The sequence below is a fragment of the Streptomyces sp. DT2A-34 genome (assembly GCF_030499515.1).
GTDB lineage: Bacteria > Actinomycetota > Actinomycetes > Streptomycetales > Streptomycetaceae > Streptomyces.
Genome location: NZ_JASTWJ010000001.1, coordinates 3,877,343 through 3,901,239, shown reverse-complemented (window position 1 = coordinate 3,901,239; position 23,897 = coordinate 3,877,343). Strand labels below are relative to the sequence as shown.

The following is a 23,897-nucleotide window of genomic DNA, read 5'->3' as shown; positions in this document are numbered from 1 at the left end:
CATGGAAGCCAGGGCCCAGGCGCGGTACATCCGCGTCACGCCCATGAAGGCCCGCCGCGTGGTGGACCTCATCCGTGGCATGGACGCCACGGAGGCCCAGGCTGTTCTGCGATTCGCTCCGCAGGCAGCCTCCGTGCCGGTCGGCAAGGTGCTCGACAGCGCCATTGCCAACGCCGCGCACAACTACGACCACCCGGACGCCACCTCGCTGTTCATCAGCGAGGCGTACGTCGACGAGGGCCCGACCCTGAAGCGGTTCCGTCCGCGCGCTCAGGGCCGTGCCTACCGGATCCGCAAGCGGACCAGCCACATCACCGTGGTCGTCGCCAGCAAGGAAGGAACCCGGTAATGGGCCAGAAGGTTAACCCGCATGGGTTCCGGCTCGGTGTCACCACGGACTTCAAGTCCCGGTGGTACGCCGACAAGCTGTACAAGGACTACGTCAAGGAAGACGTCGCCATCCGTCGGATGATGACGTCCGGCATGGAGCGCGCCGGTATCTCGAAGGTTGAGATCGAGCGCACCCGTGACCGTGTGCGGGTGGACATCCACACCGCGCGTCCGGGCATCGTCATCGGCCGCCGTGGCGCCGAGGCCGACCGCATCCGCGGTGACCTCGAGAAGCTCACGGGCAAGCAGGTCCAGCTGAACATCCTCGAGGTCAAGAACCCCGAGACCGACGCTCAGCTGGTTGCCCAGGCCGTTGCCGAGCAGCTCTCCTCCCGCGTCTCCTTCCGCCGCGCCATGCGTAAGAGCATGCAGTCGGCGATGAAGGCCGGCGCCAAGGGCATCAAGATCCAGTGCGGTGGCCGCCTCGGCGGCGCCGAGATGTCCCGCTCGGAGTTCTACCGCGAGGGCCGCGTGCCCCTGCACACGCTCCGCGCGAACGTGGACTACGGCTTCTTCGAGGCCAAGACGACCTTCGGCCGCATCGGTGTGAAGGTCTGGATCTACAAGGGCGACGTCAAGAACATCGCCGAGGTCCGCGCCGAGAACGCTGCGGCCCGTGCGGGTAACCGCCCGGCCCGTGGCGGTGCCGACCGCCCGGCCCGTGGTGGCCGTGGTGGCGAGCGGCGCGGTTGCAAGCCGCAGCAGGCTGCCGGCGCCGAGGCCCCCAAGGCCGAGGCTCCCGCCGCCGCTCCGGCTGAGAGCACCGGAACGGAGGCCTGACCGTCATGCTGATCCCCCGTAGGGTCAAGCACCGCAAGCAGCACCACCCCAAGCGCTCCGGCGCTGCCAAGGGTGGCACGACGGTTGCGTTCGGCGAGTACGGCATCCAGGCGCTCACCCCGGCGTACGTGACGAACCGTCAGATCGAGGCCGCTCGTATCGCCATGACGCGTCACATCAAGCGTGGTGGCAAGGTCTGGATCAACATCTACCCGGACCGTCCGCTCACCAAGAAGCCCGCCGAGACCCGCATGGGTTCCGGTAAGGGTTCTCCGGAGTGGTGGATCGCCAACGTCAAGCCCGGACGCGTGATGTTCGAGCTGTCGTACCCCAACGAGAAGATCGCCCGTGAGGCGCTGACTCGTGCGGCCCACAAGCTGCCGATGAAGTGCCGGATCGTCAAGCGCGAGGCAGGTGAAGCGTGATGTCGGCCGGTACCAAGGCGTCCGAGCTGCGCGAGCTGGGCAACGAGGAGCTTCTTGCGAAGCTCCGCGAGGCCAAGGAAGAGCTGTTCAACCTCCGCTTCCAGGCGGCGACCGGTCAGCTCGAGAACCACGGTCGGCTCAAGGCCGTCCGTAAGGACATCGCGCGGATCTACACCCTGATGCGTGAGCGCGAGCTGGGCATCGAGACGGTGGAGAGCGCCTGATGAGTGAGAGCAACGTGACTGAGCAGACTGCAGAGGCCCGCGGCTTCCGCAAGACCCGTGAGGGTCTCGTCGTCAGCGACAAGATGGACAAGACCGTCGTCGTCGCCGTCGAGGACCGCGTCAAGCACGCGCTGTACGGCAAGGTCATCCGCCGTACCAACAAGCTCAAGGCGCACGACGAGCAGAACGCCGCGGGCGTCGGCGACCGCGTCCTCCTCATGGAGACCCGGCCGCTGTCCGCGACGAAGCGCTGGCGCGTCGTCGAGATCCTCGAGAAGGCGAAGTAATCAAGCGGGGGTTCGCCCCCCGCTGCCCCTCGCTGGGGGCCGGCTCCACCTCACGGTGTGTGGCCCCCGGCGCGGGTTTCCGCCTGAAGAGGCGCAAGTAATTCCTGCGGGGCAATCCTTGCAGGACGGTTCCGCCAGGCTCTCCGGTTCAACCCCCGGAGGGAACCGGCAGACAAACAGGAGATAGACGTGATCCAGCAGGAGTCGCGACTGCGTGTCGCCGACAACACTGGTGCGAAGGAAATCCTTTGCATCCGTGTGCTCGGTGGCTCCGGTCGCCGCTACGCGGGCATCGGTGACGTCATCGTCGCCACCGTCAAGGACGCGATCCCCGGTGGCAACGTGAAGAAGGGTGACGTCGTCAAGGCGGTCATCGTTCGCACCGTCAAGGAGCGCCGCCGTCCGGACGGCTCGTACATCCGCTTCGACGAGAACGCCGCCGTCATTCTGAAGAACGACGGCGACCCTCGCGGCACCCGCATCTTCGGCCCGGTCGGGCGTGAGCTGCGCGAGAAGAAGTTCATGAAGATCATCTCGCTGGCTCCGGAGGTGCTGTAAGCATGAAGATCAAGAAGGGCGACCTGGTCCAGGTCATCACCGGCAAGGACAAGGGCAAGCAGGGCAAGGTCATTGCCGCTTACCCGCGCGACGAGCGTGTCCTGGTCGAGGGTGTCAACCGGGTCAAGAAGCACACCAAGGCCGGTCCGACCGCCAAGGGCTCGCAGGCCGGCGGCATCGTCACGACCGAGGCGCCGATCCACGTCTCCAACGTCCAGCTGGTCGTTGAGAAGGACGGCAACAAGGTCGTCACGCGTGTCGGCTACCGCTTCGACGAAGAGGGCAACAAGATCCGCGTTGCCAAGCGGACGGGTGAGGACATCTGATGACGACCACCACCACTCCGCGTCTGAAGCAGAAGTACCGCGAGGAGATCGCGGGCAAGCTGCGTGACGAGTTCAAGTACGAGAACGTCATGCAGGTTCCCGGCCTCGTCAAGATCGTGGTCAACATGGGTGTGGGCGACGCCGCCCGCGACTCCAAGCTGATCGAGGGCGCCATCCGCGACCTCACCACGATCACCGGTCAGAAGCCGGCCGTCACCAAGGCCCGCAAGTCCATCGCGCAGTTCAAGCTGCGTGAGGGCCAGCCGATCGGTGCCCACGTCACGCTCCGTGGCGACCGCATGTGGGAGTTCCTGGACCGCACCCTGTCGCTCGCGCTGCCGCGCATCCGCGACTTCCGTGGTCTGTCCCCCAAGCAGTTCGACGGCCGTGGCAACTACACCTTCGGTCTCACGGAGCAGGTCATGTTCCACGAGATCGACCAGGACAAGATCGACCGCGTCCGGGGTATGGACATCACCGTGGTGACCACGGCGACCAACGACGCTGAGGGCCGTGCGCTCCTTCGTCACCTCGGCTTCCCCTTCAAGGAGGCGTGAGCGAGATGGCGAAGAAGGCTCTGATCGCGAAGGCTGCTCGCAAGCCCAAGTTCGGCGTGCGTGGCTACACGCGCTGCCAGCGCTGCGGCCGTCCCCACTCCGTGTACCGCAAGTTCGGCCTGTGCCGCGTGTGCCTTCGTGAGATGGCTCACCGTGGCGAGCTGCCGGGCGTGACCAAGAGCTCCTGGTAATCCCCCATTTAGGGATTCCAAGGGCTCTCGGTAAGCACTGGGCGTGTCAGGCGCCCTCCCTTCCATGGCTTAGGCTTGGAGGGTTGGGCGCCTGACAGTCGCCCGTACGACTTACTACGCCGTAGGTCCACCGCGCCGCACCCGTCCCGTCTCGGATCGGGGAGAGGGATGGCGCACCAGGAAACCCCGGCGAGAGAGGCCGAAGGCCAATTCATGACCATGACTGATCCGATCGCAGACATGCTTACGCGTCTGCGGAACGCGAACTCGGCGTACCACGACACCGTGGCGATGCCGCACTCGAAGATCAAGTCGCACATCGCGGAGATCCTCCAGCAGGAGGGCTTCATCACGGGCTGGAAGGTCGAGGACGCCGAGGTCGGCAAGAACCTCGTCCTCGAGCTGAAGTTCGGCCCGAACCGTGAGCGCTCCATCGCGGGCATCAAGCGGATCTCCAAGCCCGGTCTCCGGGTGTACGCGAAGTCCACCAACCTGCCGAAGGTGCTCGGCGGCCTCGGCGTGGCGATCATCTCCACGTCGCACGGGCTCCTCACCGACAAGCAGGCCGGCAAGAAGGGCGTAGGCGGAGAAGTTCTCGCCTACGTCTGGTAGCAGAAGGGAACGGAGGAAACAGCTATGTCGCGCATCGGCAAGCTCCCCATCGCGGTTCCCGCCGGCGTGGACGTCACCATCGACGGCCGTACGGTCAAGGTCAAGGGCCCCAAGGGCGAGCTGACCCACACCGTCTCGGCGCCGATCGAGGTCGTCAAGGGCGAGGATGGCACCCTGCAGGTGACCCGCCCGAACGACGAGCGTCAGAACAAGGCCCTCCACGGCCTGTCCCGCACGCTGGTGGCGAACATGATCACCGGCGTGACCCAGGGTTACGTGAAGAAGCTCGAGATCAGCGGTGTCGGTTACCGCGTGCAGGCCAAGGGATCGAACCTCGAGTTCGCTCTCGGCTACAGCCACCCGATCACCGTCGAGGCTCCCGAGGGCATCACCTTCAAGGTGGAGGCCCCCACCCGGTTCTCGGTCGAGGGCATCGACAAGCAGAAGGTCGGCGAGGTTGCGGCCAACATCCGCAAGCTGCGCAAGCCCGACCCGTACAAGGCCAAGGGCGTCAAGTACGAGGGCGAAGTCATCCGCCGCAAGGTCGGAAAGGCGGGTAAGTAAGCCATGGCATACGGACAGAAGATCCTCAAGGGCGACGCCTACAAGCGCGCCGCGATCAAGCGCCGCCACATCCGGATCCGTAAGCACATCAACGGTACGGCGGAGCGTCCGCGCCTGGTCGTCACCCGCTCGAACCGCCACATCGTGGCCCAGGTGATCGACGACATCAAGGGTCACACCCTTGCGTCGGCGTCCACCCTGGACACCTCGATCCGCGGTGGCGAGGGCGACAAGTCCGCGCAGGCCAAGCAGGTCGGCGCCCTGGTCGCCGAGCGTGCCAAGGCCGCCGGCGTCGAGGCCGTCGTATTCGACCGTGGTGGTAACCAGTACGCCGGGCGCATCGCCGCTCTGGCGGACGCCGCCCGCGAAGCCGGACTCAAGTTCTGAGTCGGTTCCGTAGCTAGCGGAGACAGAGAGAGGTAATTCCAATGGCTGGACCCCAGCGCCGCGGTGGCGGTGCCGGTGGCGGCGAGCGGCGGGACCGGAAGGGCCGTGACGGCGGCGCAGCTGCCGCCGAGAAGACCGCGTACGTTGAGCGCGTTGTCGCGATCAACCGCGTCGCCAAGGTTGTGAAGGGTGGTCGTCGCTTCAGCTTCACTGCGCTCGTCGTAGTGGGCGATGGTGACGGCACCGTGGGTGTCGGTTACGGCAAGGCCAAGGAGGTGCCGGCCGCCATCGCCAAGGGTGTTGAGGAGGCCAAGAAGCACTTCTTCAAGGTCCCCCGTATCCAGGGCACCATCCCGCACCCCATCCAGGGTGAGAAGGCTGCCGGCGTCGTCCTGCTCAAGCCCGCGTCCCCCGGTACCGGTGTTATCGCCGGTGGCCCGGTGCGTGCCGTGCTCGAGTGCGCCGGTATCCACGACGTGCTGTCGAAGTCGCTCGGCTCCGACAACGCCATCAACATCGTGCACGCGACCGTGGAGGCCCTGAAGGGCCTGCAGCGTCCCGAGGAGATCGCGGCTCGCCGTGGTCTGCCGCTCGAGGACGTCGCCCCCGCGGCTCTTCTCCGTGCGCGTGCCGGGGCGGGTGCGTAGGTCATGGCGCAGCTCAAGATTACGCAGGTCAAGTCCTACATCGGCAGCAAGCAGAACCACCGTGACACCCTGCGTTCCCTTGGTCTCAAGGGCATCAACACGCAGGTCGTCAAGGAGGACCGCCCCGAGTTCCGCGGCATGGTGCACACCGTCCGCCACCTCGTGACGGTCGAGGAGGTCGACTGATCATGGCGGAGAACAACCCGCTCAAGATCCACAACCTCCGTCCCGCCCCGGGCGCCAAGACCGCGAAGACCCGTGTCGGTCGCGGTGAGGCGTCGAAGGGTAAGACGGCCGGTCGTGGTACCAAGGGTACGAAGGCCCGTTACCAGGTTCCGGAGCGCTTCGAGGGTGGCCAGATGCCCCTCCACATGCGTCTTCCGAAGCTGAAGGGCTTCAAGAACCCGTTCAAGACCGAGTACCAGGTCGTGAACCTCGACAAGCTGGCGTCGCTGTACCCCGAGGGTGGCGAGGTCACCGTCGAGGGTCTGGTCGCCAAGGGTGCCGTTCGCAAGAACAGCCTCGTCAAGGTGCTCGGCCAGGGCGAGATCTCCGTGGCGCTGCAGGTGACGGTGGACGCCGTCTCCGGCTCCGCCAAGGAGAAGATCACCGCCGCCGGCGGTACCGTCACCGAGCTCGTCTGAACACATCAGGCGTCTCGATGACTTGAGCGATCCCGACCGGGGATACCCCACAAATGGGGTATCCCCGGTTGGTCGTTCCAAGGGGGGCGGTCTCGCCGGTAAGGTGGCCTGCACTGCCCACTTTTACGGAGTGCTTCCTGTGGGGCACTCTGAGCGGCAGTTGACCGTTAGCTAAGTCGTTCCCATTAGTCGATCCTCAAGACCGTCACCCTTGACGCAGTAGCGCGGGGGTCGCAGGAGGCACCGTGCTCACCGCGTTCGCCCGGGCGTTCAAGACGCCCGACCTGCGCAAGAAGCTGCTCTTCACGCTCGGCATCATCGTGATCTACCGGATCGGTACACACATTCCGATCCCCGGCGTCGACTACAGGGCCGTTCAGGCCTGCATCGACCAGGCGAGCACCAACACGGGCCTGTTCGGTCTGGTCAACATGTTCAGTGGTGGCGCGCTGCTGCAGATCACGATCTTTGCGCTCGGCATCATGCCGTACATCACGGCGAGCATCATCCTGCAGCTGCTGACCGTCGTGATCCCGCGCTTGGAAGCCCTCAAGAAAGAGGGCCAGGCCGGCACCGCGAAGATCACGCAGTACACCCGCTATCTGACCGTGGCGCTCGCGATCCTGCAGGGCACCGGCCTGGTGGCCACCGCCCGCAGCGGTTCGCTGTTCCCGAACTGCCAGGTGGCCGGTCAGATCGTGCCGGACCGCTCGATCTTCACCACCATCGTGATGGTCATCACGATGACCGCCGGTACGGCCACCGTCATGTGGCTCGGTGAGCTCATCACCGACCGGGGCATCGGCAACGGCATGTCGATCCTGATGTTCATCTCGATCGCCGCGACCTTCCCGTCGGCCCTGTGGTCCATCAAGCAGCAGGGCAACCTGGCGGGCGGCTGGATCGAGTTCGGTGTCGTCATCGCCGTTGGTCTGTTCATGGTCGGCCTGGTGGTCTTCGTCGAGCAGGCCCAGCGCCGTATTCCGGTGCAGTACGCGAAGCGCATGATCGGCCGCCGGTCCTATGGCGGCACGTCGACGTACATTCCGCTGAAGGTCAACCAGGCGGGCATCATCCCTGTGATCTTTGCCTCGTCGCTGCTCTACATCCCGGCATTGATCGCGCAGTTCGCCGGTGGAAGCTCCGGCTGGAAGTCCTGGATCGAAGCGAACCTCGCGAGGACGGAGGCTCCGACGCACGTCGTCCTCTACTTCCTCCTGATCATCTTCTTCGCGTTCTTCTACGTGGCCATCTCGTTCAACCCCGAGGAAGTCGCGGACAACATGAAGAAGTATGGTGGCTTCATCCCGGGCATCCGGGCTGGCCGACCGACCGCTGAGTACCTTTCGTATGTGCTCAACCGGATCACTTGGCCGGGCTCGCTGTACTTGGGCCTGATCGCTCTCGTGCCGACGATGGCGTTGGCTGGTTTCGGGGCAAACCAGAACTTCCCGTTCGGTGGTACCAGCATCCTGATCATTGTGGGTGTCGGTCTCGAAACGGTGAAGCAGATCGAGAGCCAGCTCCAGCAGCGCAATTACGAAGGGTTCCTCCGCTGATGCGTATCGTCCTCGTCGGGCCGCCGGGTGCCGGTAAGGGAACGCAGGCCGCGTTCCTGGCCAAGAACCTGTCGATCCCGCACATCTCCACGGGCGACCTGTTCCGCGCCAACATCAGCCAGCAGACGGAGCTCGGGAAGCTCGCGAAGTCCTACATGGACGCGGGCAACCTGGTGCCGGACGAGGTCACCATCGGGATGGCCAAGGACCGCATGGAGAAGCCGGACGCCGAGGGTGGGTTCCTGCTGGATGGTTTCCCGCGCAATGTGTCCCAGGCCGAGGCGCTCGACGAGATGCTTCAGTCCGAGAGCATGAAGCTGGACGCGGTCCTGGACCTCGAGGTCCCCGAGGAAGAGGTCGTCAAGCGGATCGCCGGGCGGCGGATCTGCCGCAAAGACTCCAGCCACGTCTTCCACGTCACGTACAGCCAGCCGAAGAAGGAAGGCGTCTGCGACGTCTGCGGCGGCGAGCTGTACCAGCGGGACGACGACTCCGAGGAGACCGTCCGCAAGCGGCTGGAGGTCTACCACACGCAGACCGAACCGATCATCGACTACTACAAGGCGCAGGGGCTGGTCGTCACCATCTCCGCGCTGGGCAAGGTCGAAGAGGTCACGGCTCGCGCGATGGAGGCGCTTCAGCGCGACGAGGACAGCAAGTAGGAGCGCTCGTAGCTCGTACGTAGCTCAGGCCGCGGTTCCCTGTCGGGGGCCGCGGCTGCTGCGTGGGGTGGGCGCGCCGGCCCCGCCCTTGCGGTTCCCGCTCCGCCCTTATGGTTGAAGCAGTCCCCTTATCCGGTCCAAGAAAGGCCCCCGTCCCCATGGTGCAGATCAAGACCCCCGAGCAGATCGCCAAGATGCGTGAGGCGGGGTTGGTCGTCGCCGCGATTCACGCGGCCACCCGTGAGGCCGCGGTGCCCGGGGCCACGACGAAGGATCTGGACGAGGTCGCCCGCAAGGTGCTCGCGGAGCACGGCGCGAAGTCGAACTTCCTCGGTTACGGCGGGTTCCCGGCGACCATCTGCACCTCCGTGAACGACGTCGTCGTCCACGGCATCCCGTCCGAGGACGTCGTCCTCAAGGACGGCGACATCATCTCCATCGACTGCGGCGCGATCATCGACGGTTGGCACGGCGATGCCGCGTACACCGCCTTCGTCGGGTCCGGGCACGCCCCGGAGCTGATCGAGCTCTCCCGGGTGACCGAGGAGTCGATGTGGGCCGGCATCGCGGCCATGAAGCAGGGGAATCGTCTGGTCGACGTCTCCCGCGCCATCGAGACGTACATCCGTCGGCAGCCCAAGCCCGGTGGCGGCAAGTACGGGATCATCGAGGACTACGGCGGCCACGGCATCGGCACCGAGATGCACATGGACCCGCATCTGCTGAACTACGTCGACCGGCGGCGGGGGAAGGGGCCGAAGCTGGTCCCGGGCTTCTGCCTGGCGATCGAGCCGATGGTGTCCCTGGGCACGCCGAAGACCGAGGTCCTCTCGGACGACTGGACGGTCATCACCACGGACGGCACGTGGTCGTCGCACTGGGAGCACTCGGTCGCGCTGACCGTGGAGGGGCCGCTTGTGCTGACGGCTCCCGACGGGGGCAAGGCGAAATTGGCTGAGCACGGGATTGTTGCTGCGCCGGATCCGTTGGCCTGAGCGCCTACGGGGGAGCGGGTTGCTGCTGTCCGGCGGCTGCGGCGCCGCTGTGGTTTGTCGTGCCCACGCGGCGGAGCCGCATATCGACACAGCCCCGCGCCCCTTTGGGACGCGCTTAACGATCTGTCCTCTGGGGCAGGATCTCTCGATTCGTGTTTCCGGGAGCGCTGACGTAGACTGACTCGTCGGCTCTCGTGCACTCGCATGTCTGCATGCGCCCGTAAGGGACGCAGGGGAGTCGATCAAGGTAGTCGATTCCGAAGGGCAAAGCGTGGCCAAGAAGCAAGGTGCCATCGAGATCGAGGGCACTGTCGTCGAGTCTCTGCCGAACGCCATGTTCAAGGTCGAGCTCCAGAACGGCCACCAGGTCCTGGCACACATCAGCGGCAAGATGCGTATGCACTACATCCGCATCCTCCCTGACGACCGGGTCGTGGTGGAGCTGTCTCCGTACGACCTGACGCGTGGCCGGATCGTCTACCGGTACAAGTAGATCTTGCCCCCGCCCCGGGACCTCCCGAGGCGATGGCACTGACCCGGAGAACCTCACCTAATGAAGGTCAAGCCGAGCGTCAAGAAGATCTGCGACAAGTGCAGGGTGATCCGCCGTCACGGCCGGGTCATGGTCATCTGCGAGAACCCGCGCCACAAGCAGCGCCAGGGCTGACGCACGATCGTCCACTCCCTCTGCATCGATATCGCAGAGATTCGCGCGACGCGAGCTGAATATGTTCATACGCAGAATCCAGGCGAGCGATCGCCTGATACCCCCGGTTCGGAGGCTGGGGACCCAGTTCGTACCTAATCTTTGGCTGCTCTTTTGAACAGCGTGAAGAGGCCGGCGGCTGGGAGTCGGTTCTGCGGAAGACCTCCGAAGATCACCAGGAGCCATTGAATGGCACGCGTTTCCGGTGTTGACATCCCGCGCGACAAGCGCGTGGAGGTCGCCCTCACCTACGTGTTCGGCATCGGCCGGACCCTCTCGCAGGAGACGCTGGCAGCGACCGGCGTCAACCCGAACACCCGCGTTCGCGACCTCTCCGAGGAGCAGCTCGTCGCGATCCGCGAGTACGTGGACAACAACATCAAGACCGAGGGTGACCTCCGTCGCGAGATCCAGGCCGACATCCGCCGTAAGGTCGAGATCGGCTGTTACCAGGGTCTCCGTCACCGTCGCGGCCTGCCCGTCCGCGGTCAGCGCACCAGCACGAACGCTCGTACCCGCAAGGGCCCGCGTCGCGCCATCGCCGGCAAGAAGAAGCCGGGCAAGAAGTAGTCCTCAGCGGACAACGCTTCATCAGCGGTCTTCGCTGTAGGACCGACCACCTCCCCGTAGGAGTTACTAGATGCCCCCCAAGGGTCGTCAGGGCGCTGCCAAGAAGGTGCGCCGCAAGGAAAAGAAGAACGTCGCTCACGGCCACGCGCACATCAAGAGCACGTTCAACAACACGATCGTCTCCATCACGGACCCGTCCGGCAACGTGATCTCCTGGGCCTCCGCCGGCCACGTCGGCTTCAAGGGCTCCCGGAAGTCCACGCCGTTCGCCGCGCAGATGGCCGCCGAGTCGGCTGCCCGCCGCGCCCAGGAGCACGGCATGCGCAAGGTCGACGTGTTCGTGAAGGGTCCGGGTTCGGGTCGTGAGACCGCGATCCGTTCGCTTCAGGCGACCGGTCTCGAGGTCGGCTCCATCCAGGACGTCACCCCGACCCCGCACAACGGCTGCCGTCCGCCGAAGCGTCGTCGCGTCTGACGTACGGCCGGTAGGTCTTCGGGATTCGGGCGGTACGGCGCCGTAAAAGCGCCGTATCGCCCGTACCCTTGCAGTACCCGTCCCTTTTGCCGGGGGCGGTCCCGTCGGGCGTCAAATAGCGGGCGTCCACGAAAGAAGGATCTGATCCACACATGCTGATTGCTCAGCGTCCCTCGTTGACCGAAGAGGTCGTCGACGAGTTCCGCTCCCGGTTCGTGATCGAGCCGTTGGAGCCGGGCTTCGGTTACACCCTCGGCAACTCCCTGCGCCGTACGCTCCTGTCCTCGATCCCGGGTGCGGCGGTCACGTCCATCCGTATCGACGGTGTCCTGCACGAGTTCACCACCGTGCCGGGCGTCAAGGAGGACGTCACCGACCTGATCCTCAACATCAAGCAGCTGGTCGTGTCGTCCGAGCACGACGAGCCCGTTGTGATGTACCTGCGCAAGCAGGGCCCGGGTCTGGTCACCGCCGCCGACATCGCGCCGCCGGCCGGTGTGGAGGTGCACAACCCCGACCTCGTCCTCGCCACGCTCAACGGCAAGGGCAAGCTGGAGATGGAGCTGACGGTCGAGCGTGGCCGTGGTTACGTCTCCGCCGTGCAGAACAAGCAGCTGGGCCAGGAGATCGGTCGTATCCCGGTCGACTCGATCTACTCGCCGGTGCTGAAGGTCACGTACAAGGTCGAGGCGACGCGTGTCGAGCAGCGTACCGACTTCGACAAGCTGATCGTCGATGTCGAGACCAAGCAGGCGATGCGTCCGCGTGACGCCATGGCGTCGGCCGGTAAGACGCTGGTCGAGCTGTTCGGTCTCGCCCGTGAGCTCAACATCGACGCCGAGGGCATCGACATGGGCCCGTCCCCCACGGACGCCGCCCTCGCCGCCGACCTCGCGCTGCCGATCGAGGAGTTGGAGCTCACGGTCCGTTCGTACAACTGCCTCAAGCGTGAGGGCATCCACTCCGTGGGTGAGCTCGTCGCGCGCTCCGAGGCCGACCTGCTCGACATCCGTAACTTCGGTGCGAAGTCGATCGACGAGGTCAAGGCGAAGCTGGCCGGGATGGGCCTGGCCCTGAAGGACAGCCCGCCCGGATTCGACCCGACGGCCGCCGCCGACGCTTTTGGCGCCGACGACGACGCGGACGCCGGGTTCGTCGAGACCGAGCAGTACTAAGAGCTCGGGACCGACGGCCGGATTTTGGCTGCGGGCCGGCTGTGGCTGGTCGCGCAGTTCCCCGCGCCCCTTTGGGGCGCGGGTTCTCCGGGCGCCTTGCAAAAGGCGCCCGGATCTCCGACAGGCGACCGCCTGCTCGGATACTGACCCCGGTACCTGATACGGCCGGGGCAGACACCTAGGAGAAACACCATGCCGAAGCCCGCCAAGGGTGCCCGTCTGGGCGGCAGCGCCGCGCACGAGAAGCTGCTCCTCGCGAACCTCGCGAAGGCGCTGTTCGAGCACGGCCGTATCACCACCACCGAGGCGAAGGCCCGCCGTCTGCGGCCGTACGCCGAGCGTCTGGTCACCAAGGCGAAGAAGGGCGACCTTCACAACCGCCGCCAGGTGCTCCAGGTCATCACGGACAAGAGCGTCGTCCACACGCTCTTCACCGAGATCGGCCCGCGGTACGAGAACCGTCCGGGTGGCTACACCCGTATCACCAAGATCGGTAACCGCCGTGGCGACAACGCGCCCATGGCTGTCATCGAGCTGGTCGAGGCGCTGACGGTTGCGCAGGAGGCCACGGGTGAGGCCGAGGCGGCGACGAAGCGTGCCGCCAAGGACGCCGAGGCGCCGGCCGTCGAGGAGACCAAGGTCGACGTCACCAAGGCCGACGAGGCCGAGGAGGCTTCGGCTGAGGAGTCCAAGGACGCGTAAGCGTCTGCGGGGGCCTGTTCGTTCGGCGGCTGCGGCCTCGTCGTGGTTGCTCGCGCAGTTCCCCGCGCCCCTTTACGGGGCGCTCAGCGGGTCCGTTCCTTTCACAGGAGCGGGCCCGCTTTTGTGTACCTGAGAGGATCTGTACGTGAGTGATGAAGCAGCACCCGGTTACGTCCGTGTCCGTCTTGATCTGTCCTATGACGGGGCCGCGTTTCACGGGTGGGCCAAGCAGGCCGGTGGGAAGCGGACCGTGCAGGGGGAGATCGAGGATGCGTTGCGGACCGTCACGCGGTCGGGGGGTACGACGTACGAACTGACCGTGGCGGGGCGGACCGATGCCGGTGTGCATGCGCGGGGGCAGGTCGCGCATGTCGATCTGCCGGAGTCGGTCTGGCGGGAGCACCACGAGAAGTTGCTCAAGCGGCTCGCCGGGCGGCTGTCCAAGGATGTGCGGGTGTGGGCCCTCAGGGAGGCGCCCAGTGGGTTCAACGCGCGGTTCTCCGCCGTCTGGCGGCGGTACGCGTATCGCGTCACCGACAATCCCGGCGGTGTCGATCCGCTGCTGCGCAGTCATGTCCTCTGGCACGACTGGCCCCTCGACGTCGAGGCCATGAACGAGGCGGCGCGGCCGCTGCTCGGTGAGCATGACTTCGCTGCCTACTGCAAGAAGCGGGAGGGGGCCACCACCATCCGCACGCTGCAGGAGCTGAGTCTGGTGCGGGGGGACGACGGGATCATCACCGCGACGGTTCGGGCCGATGCCTTCTGCCACAACATGGTGCGGTCGCTCATCGGGGCGCTGCTGTTCGTGGGGGACGGGCACCGGCCCACCGACTGGCCCGGCAAGGTGCTCGCCGCCGGCGTACGGGACTCGGCCGTACATGTCGTTCGGCCCCATGGGCTGACGCTCGAAGAGGTCGGGTATCCCGCCGACGAGTTGCTCGCGGCGCGGAACAAGGAAGCGCGAAACAGGCGATCCCTGCCCGGGACGTCCGGATGCGAAACCTGTTAGTTACCCGACATTTGAGGTCGGATAGCGCTCATGTCGGGACTTACCTGGCGTAAGTCCCCTAGTTCCCTCTTACGACCTTCTTACCTCTCGTATAGCCTTTCGTCGCTCGACCGTTGGTTCGAGCTGCTCGGCCGTTGTTCGAGAAATCGACATGGGGAAGGCCGAGTAGGGGTGGGGGTCAACGGGCCGTATCCGGGCCCGGGGGTGGGTTTTGCATGAGTTCAGTTGGTCCTGCGCGGACTGGGGGGCGCCGAACCGCGCGCCAGAACAACGCCGGTGGACGACGGAAGGCGGGACGGGGTGAAGGTGCCCCGTTGGGGCTGCTGCCGCTGCCGCCGACGGACAGGGAGAAGTACTCCTACGCGCGCCGGCGTCTGTGGATCCTGACGATCAGTTCGCTGGTCAGTTTCTGCTGCCTGGTGGTGAGCCAGTTCAAGCTGGCCCAGTCGACGCCGGTGCTGTGGATCTACACACCGCTGCTCGTCTTCACGGTCATCTACTACCTGGTGTCGCTGCGGGTGAACGGGTTCACCCGGGACTTCGACATCGCGCACCACAAGCGGCTGGTGCACAACTGGCGGCCCGAGGTGTACCCGAGCGTGGATGTGTTCCTGCCGGTGTGCGGTGAGCCCATCGAGGTGCTGCACAACACCTGGCGGCATGTGCGGGAGATGGCCGACCGGTATCCGGGTGTGTGCGTGCCCTTCGTGCTCGACGACGGTGCCAGCCCCGAACTGGCCGCCATGGCCCGGGACTTCGGGTTCCGCTACGGCACCCGGGAGAACCGCGGCTGGTTCAAGAAGGCCGGCAACCTGCACTTCGGGTTCGGGCAGTCCGACGGCCAGTACATCCTGATCCTGGACGCCGACTTCACGCCGCGCGCCGACCTGCTCCAGGAGTTGCTGCCGTACATGGAGGCGGACCCGCGCATCGGGATCGTTCAGTCGCCGCAGTACTTCCGGGTGCTGGACTCGCAGAACTGGATCGAGCGCGGCGCGGGTGCGGTGCAGGAGTTGTTCTACCGGTCCGTGCAGGTGTCGCGGCAGGGCAGTGACGGCGCGATCTGTGTGGGTAGCTGTGCTGTGTATCGGCGGGCCGCCTTGGAGACCAACGGCGGTACGACGCTGATCGAGCACTCCGAGGACGTGCACACCGGGTTCGACCTGCGGGGGCTCGGCTGGGATCTGCGGTACGTGCCGGTCGCCGTGTCGACGGGGGTGTGCCCGGACACCGCGGGCGCCTTCTTCAACCAGCAGTACCGCTGGTGTTCGGGATCCATGAGCCTGCTCGGCAGCCGGAAGTTCTGGCAGGCGAAGATCAGGCTCTCCAGCCGCCTGTGCTACATGTCCGGGTTCTTCTACTACATCCACACGGCGCTGTTCACCTTCGCCGCCCCGGTCATCCCGATCGTGCTGCTGCTGATGATGCCCGAGAAGCTCATGGTCGAGCATCTGATCCTGGTGCTGCCCAGCATCATCTACACCACGATCATCTTCCCGATGTGGCACAAGGCGCCCTACCGCCTGGAGGCCTGGGCGGCCCGCATGATGTACGGCTGGGCGCACGTCTTCGCCATCTGGGACATCCTGCGCAAGAACCGCATGGGCTGGCAGCCCACCGGCTCCTCCGGCGCCAAGAAGAACAAGACCCGGCGCTTCTGGCTCGGCATGTGGGTCTGGAGCGGTGGCACCGCGCTGATCTGGGTCGTGGGAGCGGTCTACCGGACGTTCACCATGGACGCCCCGGACTTCGCCCTGATCCTGTCCTCCGGGCTCTTCTACGCCCTCGTCGTGGGCCGTGTCCTGGTCCAGCCCCGCGAGAAGGCGGTCGCCTGATGCAGCTGTTCAGCCGTACCCGTACGGCCCTGGCGGCCGGTCTGCTCAGTGGCGTGCTCGCCCTCAGCGGCTGCTCGGTCCTCGGTGAGGACTCGGGCGGCTCCTCGGGGACCAGTGAGCAGGGCAAGGCCGGGGCCGACACCTCGGCGAGCCCCGAGGCCGAGGTGCCCTACGACGTCGTACCGCTCCTGAAACCGGACAAGAAGTACTTCGGGGCCGCGGTGGACGGCGCGCCGAACTCCATGAAGGGCGTGGACACGTACACGAAGATGGTCGGCAAGCAGCCGAACCTCATCGAGTACTACGCCGCCTGGGGCGACGGCTTCGACGCCACCGGCGTGCGCAACGCCTGGCGTGAGGGCGCCATGACGCTGATGTCGTGGGAGCCCTTCGACACGCCGATCGCGGACATCGCGGCGGGCAAGTCGGACGCGTACCTCAAGGAGTACGCGACGGCGGTCCGCAGGCTGAACCTGCCCGTCGTGATCTCCTTCGCCGACGAGTTCAACGGCCACTGGGAGAAGTGGGGCACGAAGAACGTGACCTCCAAGGACTACGTGGCCGCCTGGCGGCACATCCACGAGACCTTCATCGACGCCGGCGCCTCGAACGTCATCTGGGCCTGGTCGCCCAACATCGTCAACCCGGTCAAGAGCGTCAAGCTCAAGCCGTACTACCCGGGCGACGCCTACGTCGACTGGGTCGGGCTGATCGGCTACTGGACGATCGAGGAGGACGGCGCCTTCGACAGCGTCTTCGGGCCGACCCGGGACCAGGTCCGCACCTTCACCAAGAAGCCGGTGATCCTGCTGGAGACCGCCGCGATGGCGGGTGAGCGGCGGCGCGCCGACATCCGCAATCTGTTCGCGGGCGTCGCGGCGGACGACGACATGCTCGGCTTCATCTGGTTCAACCACAAAAAGCGTGCCGACTGGCGACTGGAGGCGAGCCCGCTGGCGCTGAAGGAGTTCAAGCGTCTGGCCGCCGACGACAGCTTCGGCTTCGACGTACGGAAGCCGTGATGAACTCCAACTCCCGACACGAGCACTACACGCCTCAGCCCTACGATCCGTACGCCGAGGAAGAGTCGGCGTCCACGCGGTTCAACTCGAACGGGCGGCGCTCCCGGCAGCAGGGTCCCGCGTACGACGACGGCCAGTACGGCTACCAGCAGGAGCAGCACCGAGAGCAGGACCAGGAGCCGTACCAGGACCAGCGGTACCAGCAGGACCCGTACGCGACGCAGATCCCGCAGCAGCCGCACGGCCGGCACGAGGACCATGCCGACCAGCCGACGTACGCGCTGCGCACGGTCCAGTACCAGCAGGTGCCGGACGACGAGCCCGAGTACCACATCCCCGAAACGCCGGAAGCCGGCTGGGAGATGGCGGCGAGCAGGCGGCGGGCCTGGGTGAGCCGGGTCGTGCTGCTGTGCATCATGGTCATCCAGGCGGCGCTGTCGCTGCGTCTGTCGAACACCGCGTTCCAGGACGAGGCGCTGTACCTGGCGGCCGGCCATGCCCACCTGGACCACATGCTGGGCGGCACCGAGCTGCCTCGCGACTACGCCGCGTACTTCTCCGGCTCACCGCAGCTCTACCCCGTACTCGCCGCGATCGTGGACGCGGAGTTCGGGCTCGCCGGGGCGCGGACCCTGAGCCTGTTCTTCATGCTCTGCACCACGGGGCTGCTGTATTCGTTCACCCGGCGACTGTTCAACGAGCGGGCCGCGCTGGCCGCCGCCGCGCTGTTCGCGGTGCTCCAGTCGACCGTCGTCATGGGCTACTTCGCCACCTATGACGCGGCCGCGGTCTTCCTGCTGGCCCTGACCACCTGGATCGTCGTACGCACCGACCGGGCGCCCGTGATCGCCGTACTGCTGGCCGCACCCTTCGGGGTGCTGGCGGTCGGGGTGAAGTACGCGTCCGCGCTGTACCTGCCGACCATCGTCGTGCTGGCGCTGCTCACCGCGTGGCCGCACAAGGGCCGCCGTGCCTTCGTGCGGATGGTGGTGCTCGCCCTCGGCATCGGCGGTCTGCTGGCGGCGGGGATGTACACCACCGACCTCATGGCCGGTGTGCGGCAGACCACCACCGACCGTGCCCATGGCACGGACACCGTCGAGTTCCTGTTGGAGCAGACCGCCAAGTGGGGCGGGCTGATGTTCCTCACCGCCGTCGGCGGCGCCATCTCGTACGTGCGGCGCAGCCGTATGAACGAGTCGCCGCTGGCGCTGCGGCTCGGTAACCCCGGCTGGCGCTGGCGGGCCCTGCTCGGGCTGGTGCTGTGCGGTACGGCCGTGCTGGCACCGGCGTACCAGGTTCATCTGGGGACCGTGGTCTCGCTGTTCAAGCACGTCGGCTTCGGTCTGCTCTTCGCCGCTCCGATGGCCGGTGTGGGAGTCAGCCGCCTGATGGGCGCGCACTTCCGCTATCCCCAGCTCGGCATCATGCTCTGGACCGCCGTGCTGTGCCTGGGCATCCAGCAGGCGGACTGGCGTTTCGACATCTGGCCGGACTCCACGAAGATGATCAACGCCATCGAGTCCCATGTGGACTCCAAGGGCGAATACCTCGCCTCGACGCCCGAGGTGCCCGTCTACTACCTGTACGACAAGTCCAGCCACCATCAGTGGCACAGCCTCTTCGGCATGGAGTACAAGGACGCGAAGGGCAAGTACTACGGCGGCGACGAGGCCTACACGGCGGCGGTGAAGGCCGGCAAGTTCGACCTGATCGTCCTCGACGGGCTCACCAACCCGAGGGTCGACGACATCGTCGCCGCCGCTGCCAAGGGCAACTCGCACTACCGGCTGCTGGCCGAGATCCCGTTCCGCAACGCGAACGGCACGAGCGAGTACCGCATCTGGATCAAGACCTCCTGAGCGCGCGCGTTCGCGTTGAAGCAAGAAAGGCCGTACTCATGCGGCTCACCGTCATCGGCACCGGCTACCTCGGTGCCACCCACGCCGCCTGCATGGCGGAGCTCGGCCACGAGGTCCTCGGTGTCGATGTGGACCCCGAGAAGGTCGCCGCGCTGCGGGCCGGGCGCGTGCCGTTCCACGAGCCCGGGCTGCCCGAGCTCATCGCGAAGCACACGGCGAGCGGGCGGCTTCGGTTCACGGGCGACTACGCGGAGGCCGGGGCCTTCGGCGACGTGCACTTCGTGTGTGTCGGGACGCCTCAGCTCAAGGGGTCCGAGGGCGCCGATCTGACGTACGTCGACTCCGCCTTCGCGGCCGTCGCCGCGCACGCCCGGCCGGGCGCGCTGCTGGTCGGCAAGTCCACCGTGCCGGTGGGGACGGCGGGGCGGCTCGCGGAGACGTACGCCGGTGTCGAGGTCGCCTGGAACCCGGAGTTCCTGCGCGAGGGCTTCGCCGTCGAGGACACGCTGCGGCCGGACCGGCTGGTGTTCGGGGTGCGGTCGAAGGGGGCCGAAACGATTCTGCGGGACGTGTACGCCCCCGTCCTCGCCGCCGGGATCCCGCTCGTCACCGCCGACTTCCCGACCGCCGAGCTGGTCAAGACGGCCGCCAACGCCTTCCTCGCCACCAAGATCTCCTTCATCAACGCGATGGCCGAGGTCTGCGAGGCCGCGGGCGGCGACGTCGGCGTGCTCGCCGAGGCGATCGGGTACGACGACCGGATCGGGAAGAAGTTCCTGCGCGCCGGCGTCGGCTTCGGCGGGGGCTGCCTGCCCAAGGACATCCGTGCCTTCGCGCACCGCGCCGACGAGCTGGGGGTCTCGCTGGCGTTCCTGCGCGAGGTGGACGCGATCAACATGCGGCGGCGCGACAAGGTGGTCGAGGTGGCGCGGGAGTGGTGCGGGGGAACGGTGCTGGGCGCCCGTATCGCCGTACTCGGTGCCGCCTTCAAGCCCGACTCCGACGACATCCGTGACTCGCCGGCGCTCAACGTGGCGGCGCGGCTGCGCCTCGACGGCGCCGACGTCACGGTCTACGACCCCGAGGCGATGGACAGCGCCCGCAAGGCCTTCCCGCTCCTCGGGTACGCGCTGTCGGCCGAGGAGGCGCTGCAACGCGCCGATCTCGTGCTGCATCTGACCGAGTGGCCGCAGTTCCGGGAGATCGACCCGGCGCGGGCCCGGTCGCTGGTTTCCCGTCCGCTGATCGTGGACGGGCGGGGGGTGCTCGACGCGGACCGCTGGACCGCGGCGGGCTGGCGGTTCCGGGCGCTGGGAAGGCCCGCGCCCGTTGGGGAGGGGCCTCGGCAGGGGCTCCTGGGGGAGGGAAAGAGAAAGCCATGACGGGACGTGACAACCACGACAGACACCCGGGCGTACCGGTCACCGTGGTCATGCCGACGTACAACGAGGCCGCGAACCTGCCGCGGATGGCCGAGCTGGTGCTCGGGCTGCCGGTCGACGGGCTGCACCTGAAGATCGTCGACGACTCCAGCCCGGACGGCACCGGGCGGATCGCCGAGGAGCTGGCCGAGAAGTACAACTGGGACGGCCGGCGCCGGATGAGCGTGCTGCACCGCACCGAGAAGGACGGTCTGGGGCGGGCGTACGTCGCGGGCATGAGCGCCGCGCTGGAGGAGGGCGCCGCGTACGTCGTCCAGATGGACGCCGACGGGAGCCACCCGGCGGAGGCGGTGCCGCGGATGCTGGGGACGGCCGTGGCCTCGGGGGTGGGCCTGGTCGTCGGCAGCCGGTACGTGGAGGGCGGCTCGCTCGACGAGGACTGGGGCATCCACCGCGTCCTGCTGTCCCGGTTCGCCAACCGCTACGCCCGTACCGTGCTCGGCACCAAGATCCGGGACATCACGGCCGGCTTCAACCTGTGGTCGGCGGCGACCCTGCGCGACCTCGACCTGGCCACCCTGGACAGCGCGGGCTACAGCTTCCAGGTCGAGCTGAAGTACAAGGCCGTGCGGGCCGGGCACAGCGCCGTGGAGATCCCGATCCGCTTCGAGGAGCGGACGGAAGGTGTGTCGAAGATGACGCTGAAGACGCAGCTGGAGTCGGCGGTCGTGCCGATTCGGCTGCGCCTGAAGCACAGGTGAGCTCTCGGCGGCGGCCGGTTGTCCGTCGGCCGCCGCTGTCCGTTGGGGCTCGCTGTGCGTTGGGCCTCGCTGTCCGTCGGGCGTCGCTACTCGTCCGGCGTCGCTACTCGTCCGGCGTCGCTACTCGTTGGCCGCCGCCGACGCCTGCGTCTCGCCCCGCTTGCGGATCTGACTGAACGTGAAGCTTTCCAGGTTGTCACTGACCTGGTAGGCGTCCGTGTCCTTCTCCGTCATGTCCTTGCCGCTGGTGAAGCCGGTGATGGTGAAGTAGGCGTAACGGCCGTAGGAGTTGGAGGTCGAGAGGCAGACGGCGGCGGTGCAGAAGTCCTTGATGCCCTTGCCGGAGAGCGACCTGATGATGTCGTCGTCGGTGTCGACCTGGCTCTTGACCTTGGTGGCCTGCGCCGCGGTGTCGAAGACGGCCACGCCGATCGTCGTCGCGATGCCGTCCTTGGTGTACGAGACGCGCAGGAAGCGGGTGCAGTCGTTGGCGGTGAGGATCTTCGGGAGTCCTCCCCTGGTGACCGCGGAGCAGCTCTTCGTGTCGTCGGTCGCGCCCTTTTTGTACACCGTGTTGTCGGCCACGGTCAGCTGCGTGCCCGGGAAGAGGATCTGAGCACCGAGCGGGGCGGTGTCCTTGCTCTTGCTGGAGACGAAGTCCCTCGGATCCAGCGGCGGCGGAGCGCTCGTCGACTCGAACGACGGGGCCGGGCCGGTCGTCTCGCCCGGTACGTTCCCGGTCGCGGGATTGCCGGAAGCCGGGTTGTTCGCGGCCGAGTTGCTGTCGTTCGCCGACACCACGGCCACGGCGACGGCGGCACCGATCGCGACGGTGGCCAGTGCGCCGCCGCCGATGAACAGCAGCCGACGCCGCTTGTTGCGGGTCTCGGACGCCTCTGCGAGTGCGGCCCAGTCCGGGGTCTCGTCGGCGCCGCTGGTCCACGGCTGCTGGGAATGCGGTTTCCAGGGATCCCACTGGGACTGGGGTCCCCCCTGCTGCCCGAAGCTCATGGGGCGCATCTTAGACGGGACGAGGGCGTGCCGGTCTGCCTCAAGAGGCCCATGCGCACCTAGCGTTCACATGGTGAGTGAGTACAAAAGCGACATCTCCGGGTGGTTGGTGCGGCGGGCGAGCTGGCATCTGTGGGTGGTGCTCGGGGCCGTCCTGGGCGCTCTCGCGGCGCGTACGGCGCGTGTGACCTCGGACGGAGGGATGGACAACGCCATCGTCGTGCGGGCGGCGCGGGTCTGGCTGGCCGGGGGGTCGCCGTATGACGACCCCCACTTCCTCTATTTGCCGAGCGCGGTGCTGGCGGCGGCTCCTCAGGTGCTGGTTCCGCGGGATGTGCTGGCCGTGCTGGTGCCGGTGGTGGTGACCGGGTGCCTGGTGGGTGGGTGGGGGTGCGCGCTGCGGCTGTACGGCGTCGGGCTGCGCAGTCGCTTCGCCGTCCTCGGTCTGGTCGGCCTCGCGGTCGGGTTCGCGCCGTTCGCGCACCTTGTTCTGCTGGGGAACTGGACGGCGACGGCGGTGCTTGCCCTGCCGTTGGGGTTGTTGCTGGCGGGGCGGGGGCGGTGGGTGGCTGCGGGGGTGGTGATCGGAGCGGCGGTCGCGTTGAAGCCGTTGCTGGCGCCGGTGGGGTTGTTGTTCGTGTTCGCGGGGCGGTGGCGGGGGCTGGTGGTGATGGTCGGGGTGCCGGTGGTGGCGTCCGTGGGGGCGGCGCTGTTGCTGCCGGATCCTGTGGGGTTCCTCACTCGTACGTTGCCGTTTCTGCTGCGGGGCGACGACGGCTTTGTACGGCTGTATGAGGCGTCGCTGGTTGCTGTGCTGCCGAGGGTGGGGGTGCCGGGGGCGGTGGCCGGGGGGATCGGGCTGGGGGCTGCGGGGGTGGGGGTTTGGTGTGCGTGGCGGCGGTGGCGGCGGTGTGGTGAGGGGGGCGGAGTGGGTGGTCCGCTGTGTCTTGCGGAGACCGCGGCGATGTTGATGCTTTCGGCGTTTCTGGTCTCCAGGCCGTCGTACGACCACTATCTGCTCGTTGTCGTGCCGGTGCTGTTGGCGGGGTTGCCGTATGAGGGGGCGGTTGGGCGGGGGGTGTGGTTCTGGATGGCGCTGGTGCCGCAGCTGCCTGGGGTGACCTGGCCTTATCTGGAGGCGGTTCAGCGGCGGGCGTTCCGGGATGCGGTGACGTTGTGTGGGCTGGCGGTGACGTTGGCTGTTCGCTGTTTCGGGAGTGGCCGGGTTTTCTCGCCCCCGCCGCCCCTACCCGTCCCGTCCTCCAGGGGTGCTGCCCCTTCGACCCCGCCAGGGGCTCCGCCCCTGGACCCCGCTGGGGGCTCCGCCCCCAGACCCCGGGGGGTTGCCCACCCACCCACCCGACTCGGTCGGCCAAGAGGCGGGCGTCGGGGGCGTCGGGGGTGCCCGGGGTGGGGGAGTGAGCGTCGGTGCCGGGCCTGGTGCTCGAGGGGCGCTGCCCGGGGTGGGCGCGGGTTTCTGCCGGGGTTGCCTTCCTGCGTGGGGTCGCTGTCCGGGGTTGGGTGCAGGCCTCGGCCGGGGTCGCTTTCCTGCGTGGGGTTGCTGTCCTCGGCTGGG

31 protein-coding genes and 1 pseudogene are annotated in these 23,897 nt (G+C 67.1%); 31 read left to right on the top strand and 1 reads right to left on the bottom strand.

What is annotated here, in order from left to right; genetic code table 11:
* Position 1 precedes the first annotated feature (1 nt).
* From rplV to QQM39_RS16925, 30 genes are all read left to right on the top strand, one after another.
* Positions 2-349, top strand: a complete 348-nt coding sequence (rplV, locus tag QQM39_RS17070) for a 50S ribosomal protein L22 (protein ID WP_062706767.1) — start codon at positions 2-4, stop codon at positions 347-349.
* Positions 349-1,170, top strand: coding sequence for a 30S ribosomal protein S3 (gene rpsC, locus QQM39_RS17065; RefSeq protein WP_301997684.1), 822 nt, complete (start codon positions 349-351; stop codon positions 1,168-1,170). Before rplV ends, rpsC begins: the two co-directional genes overlap by 1 nt.
* A gap of 5 nt (positions 1,171-1,175) precedes the next feature.
* A complete protein-coding gene (gene rplP / locus QQM39_RS17060) occupies positions 1,176-1,595 on the top strand; it encodes a 50S ribosomal protein L16 (protein WP_030967307.1) in 420 nt (139 codons plus the stop codon).
* Positions 1,595-1,819 (top strand): 50S ribosomal protein L29, encoded by a 225-nt coding sequence (rpmC, locus tag QQM39_RS17055; RefSeq protein ID WP_003974259.1) that lies wholly within the window; start codon positions 1,595-1,597, stop codon positions 1,817-1,819. Before rplP ends, rpmC begins: the two co-directional genes overlap by 1 nt.
* The gene (gene rpsQ, locus QQM39_RS17050; protein WP_003992363.1) at positions 1,819-2,106 is read left to right on the top strand and encodes a 30S ribosomal protein S17; all 288 of its coding nucleotides are present in this window, start codon (positions 1,819-1,821) and stop codon (positions 2,104-2,106) included. The genes rpmC and rpsQ overlap by 1 nt, the downstream gene beginning before the upstream one ends.
* Positions 2,107-2,295: 189 nt before the next feature.
* Positions 2,296-2,664: a 50S ribosomal protein L14 gene (rplN, locus tag QQM39_RS17045; protein WP_003998823.1), complete on the top strand. Its 369-nt coding sequence runs from the start codon at positions 2,296-2,298 to the stop codon at positions 2,662-2,664.
* Between the two features lie 2 nt (positions 2,665-2,666).
* Positions 2,667-2,990, top strand: a complete 324-nt coding sequence (gene rplX / locus QQM39_RS17040) for a 50S ribosomal protein L24 (protein WP_062151337.1) — start codon at positions 2,667-2,669, stop codon at positions 2,988-2,990.
* Positions 2,990-3,547: a 50S ribosomal protein L5 gene (gene rplE / locus QQM39_RS17035; RefSeq protein ID WP_301997680.1), complete on the top strand. Its 558-nt coding sequence runs from the start codon at positions 2,990-2,992 to the stop codon at positions 3,545-3,547. Before rplX ends, rplE begins: the two co-directional genes overlap by 1 nt.
* Before the next feature lie 5 nt (positions 3,548-3,552).
* Positions 3,553-3,738 carry a type Z 30S ribosomal protein S14 gene (locus QQM39_RS17030; protein ID WP_003948630.1) on the top strand — a complete coding sequence of 62 codons (186 nt, stop codon included), beginning with the start codon at positions 3,553-3,555 and terminating at the stop codon, positions 3,736-3,738.
* Positions 3,739-3,951: 213 nt separating this feature from the next.
* The gene (rpsH, locus tag QQM39_RS17025; RefSeq protein ID WP_015658459.1) at positions 3,952-4,350 is read left to right on the top strand and encodes a 30S ribosomal protein S8; all 399 of its coding nucleotides are present in this window, start codon (positions 3,952-3,954) and stop codon (positions 4,348-4,350) included.
* Between the two features lie 24 nt (positions 4,351-4,374).
* Positions 4,375-4,914 (top strand): 50S ribosomal protein L6, encoded by a 540-nt coding sequence (rplF, locus tag QQM39_RS17020; protein WP_301997678.1) that lies wholly within the window; start codon positions 4,375-4,377, stop codon positions 4,912-4,914.
* Between the two features lie 3 nt (positions 4,915-4,917).
* Complete coding sequence (gene rplR, locus QQM39_RS17015; RefSeq protein ID WP_007494754.1) at positions 4,918-5,301, top strand: 50S ribosomal protein L18; 384 nt, start codon at positions 4,918-4,920, stop codon at positions 5,299-5,301.
* 41 nt (positions 5,302-5,342) lie between these two features.
* Positions 5,343-5,948 carry a 30S ribosomal protein S5 gene (rpsE, locus tag QQM39_RS17010; protein WP_009190144.1) on the top strand — a complete coding sequence of 202 codons (606 nt, stop codon included), beginning with the start codon at positions 5,343-5,345 and terminating at the stop codon, positions 5,946-5,948.
* Between the two features lie 3 nt (positions 5,949-5,951).
* Entirely contained in the window at positions 5,952-6,134 is a 183-nt protein-coding gene (gene rpmD / locus QQM39_RS17005; RefSeq protein WP_003974250.1) for a 50S ribosomal protein L30, read from the top strand.
* 2 nt (positions 6,135-6,136) lie between these two features.
* Positions 6,137-6,592 carry a 50S ribosomal protein L15 gene (gene rplO, locus QQM39_RS17000; RefSeq protein WP_053846784.1) on the top strand — a complete coding sequence of 152 codons (456 nt, stop codon included), beginning with the start codon at positions 6,137-6,139 and terminating at the stop codon, positions 6,590-6,592.
* A gap of 245 nt (positions 6,593-6,837) precedes the next feature.
* Positions 6,838-8,151 (top strand): preprotein translocase subunit SecY, encoded by a 1,314-nt coding sequence (gene secY / locus QQM39_RS16995; RefSeq protein ID WP_301997676.1) that lies wholly within the window; start codon positions 6,838-6,840, stop codon positions 8,149-8,151.
* Complete coding sequence (locus QQM39_RS16990) at positions 8,151-8,813, top strand: adenylate kinase (RefSeq protein ID WP_301997675.1); 663 nt, start codon at positions 8,151-8,153, stop codon at positions 8,811-8,813. The genes secY and QQM39_RS16990 overlap by 1 nt, the downstream gene beginning before the upstream one ends.
* Before the next feature lie 158 nt (positions 8,814-8,971).
* Positions 8,972-9,808, top strand: a complete 837-nt coding sequence (gene map / locus QQM39_RS16985; RefSeq protein ID WP_301997674.1) for a type I methionyl aminopeptidase — start codon at positions 8,972-8,974, stop codon at positions 9,806-9,808.
* Positions 9,809-10,079: 271 nt separating this feature from the next.
* Positions 10,080-10,301, top strand: coding sequence for a translation initiation factor IF-1 (gene infA, locus QQM39_RS16980; RefSeq protein WP_003948620.1), 222 nt, complete (start codon positions 10,080-10,082; stop codon positions 10,299-10,301).
* Positions 10,302-10,361: 60 nt separating this feature from the next.
* Positions 10,362-10,475 (top strand): 50S ribosomal protein L36, encoded by a 114-nt coding sequence (gene rpmJ, locus QQM39_RS16975; protein ID WP_003998809.1) that lies wholly within the window; start codon positions 10,362-10,364, stop codon positions 10,473-10,475.
* A 228-nt stretch (positions 10,476-10,703) separates the two neighbouring features.
* Positions 10,704-11,084: a 30S ribosomal protein S13 gene (gene rpsM, locus QQM39_RS16970; RefSeq protein WP_128433137.1), complete on the top strand. Its 381-nt coding sequence runs from the start codon at positions 10,704-10,706 to the stop codon at positions 11,082-11,084.
* Between the two features lie 70 nt (positions 11,085-11,154).
* Entirely contained in the window at positions 11,155-11,559 is a 405-nt protein-coding gene (gene rpsK / locus QQM39_RS16965) for a 30S ribosomal protein S11 (protein ID WP_003956432.1), read from the top strand.
* 152 nt (positions 11,560-11,711) lie between these two features.
* Positions 11,712-12,734, top strand: coding sequence for a DNA-directed RNA polymerase subunit alpha (locus tag QQM39_RS16960; protein WP_069171149.1), 1,023 nt, complete (start codon positions 11,712-11,714; stop codon positions 12,732-12,734).
* A 192-nt stretch (positions 12,735-12,926) separates the two neighbouring features.
* The gene (gene rplQ, locus QQM39_RS16955; RefSeq protein WP_301997672.1) at positions 12,927-13,436 is read left to right on the top strand and encodes a 50S ribosomal protein L17; all 510 of its coding nucleotides are present in this window, start codon (positions 12,927-12,929) and stop codon (positions 13,434-13,436) included.
* Positions 13,437-13,581: 145 nt separating this feature from the next.
* On the top strand, positions 13,582-14,448 hold the full coding sequence (gene truA / locus QQM39_RS16950; protein WP_301997671.1) for a tRNA pseudouridine(38-40) synthase TruA: 867 nt from the start codon (positions 13,582-13,584) through the stop codon (positions 14,446-14,448).
* A 419-nt stretch (positions 14,449-14,867) separates the two neighbouring features.
* Positions 14,868-16,283 carry a glycosyltransferase family 2 protein gene (locus QQM39_RS16945; RefSeq protein ID WP_302003613.1) on the top strand — a complete coding sequence of 472 codons (1,416 nt, stop codon included), beginning with the start codon at positions 14,868-14,870 and terminating at the stop codon, positions 16,281-16,283.
* Positions 16,283-17,305: a glycoside hydrolase family 26 protein gene (locus tag QQM39_RS16940; RefSeq protein WP_301997670.1), complete on the top strand. Its 1,023-nt coding sequence runs from the start codon at positions 16,283-16,285 to the stop codon at positions 17,303-17,305. Before QQM39_RS16945 ends, QQM39_RS16940 begins: the two co-directional genes overlap by 1 nt.
* Positions 17,305-19,167 (top strand): glycosyltransferase family 39 protein, encoded by a 1,863-nt coding sequence (locus QQM39_RS16935; RefSeq protein ID WP_301997668.1) that lies wholly within the window; start codon positions 17,305-17,307, stop codon positions 19,165-19,167. The genes QQM39_RS16940 and QQM39_RS16935 overlap by 1 nt, the downstream gene beginning before the upstream one ends.
* Before the next feature lie 38 nt (positions 19,168-19,205).
* A complete protein-coding gene (locus tag QQM39_RS16930; protein WP_301997667.1) occupies positions 19,206-20,549 on the top strand; it encodes a UDP-glucose/GDP-mannose dehydrogenase family protein in 1,344 nt (447 codons plus the stop codon).
* On the top strand, positions 20,546-21,310 hold the full coding sequence (locus QQM39_RS16925) for a polyprenol monophosphomannose synthase (protein WP_301997665.1): 765 nt from the start codon (positions 20,546-20,548) through the stop codon (positions 21,308-21,310). The genes QQM39_RS16930 and QQM39_RS16925 overlap by 4 nt, the downstream gene beginning before the upstream one ends.
* A 120-nt stretch (positions 21,311-21,430) precedes the next feature.
* Here QQM39_RS16925 and QQM39_RS16920 read toward each other — a convergent pair whose 3' ends face one another.
* Positions 21,431-22,321 carry a hypothetical protein gene (locus QQM39_RS16920; RefSeq protein WP_301997664.1) on the bottom strand — a complete coding sequence of 297 codons (891 nt, stop codon included), beginning with the start codon at positions 22,319-22,321 and terminating at the stop codon, positions 21,431-21,433.
* A gap of 70 nt (positions 22,322-22,391) precedes the next feature.
* Here QQM39_RS16920 and QQM39_RS16915 point away from each other — a divergent pair.
* A pseudogene (locus QQM39_RS16915) lies at positions 22,392-23,522 on the top strand (glycosyltransferase 87 family protein); the annotation flags it as partial.
* Between the last annotated feature and the right edge of the window lie 375 nt (positions 23,523-23,897).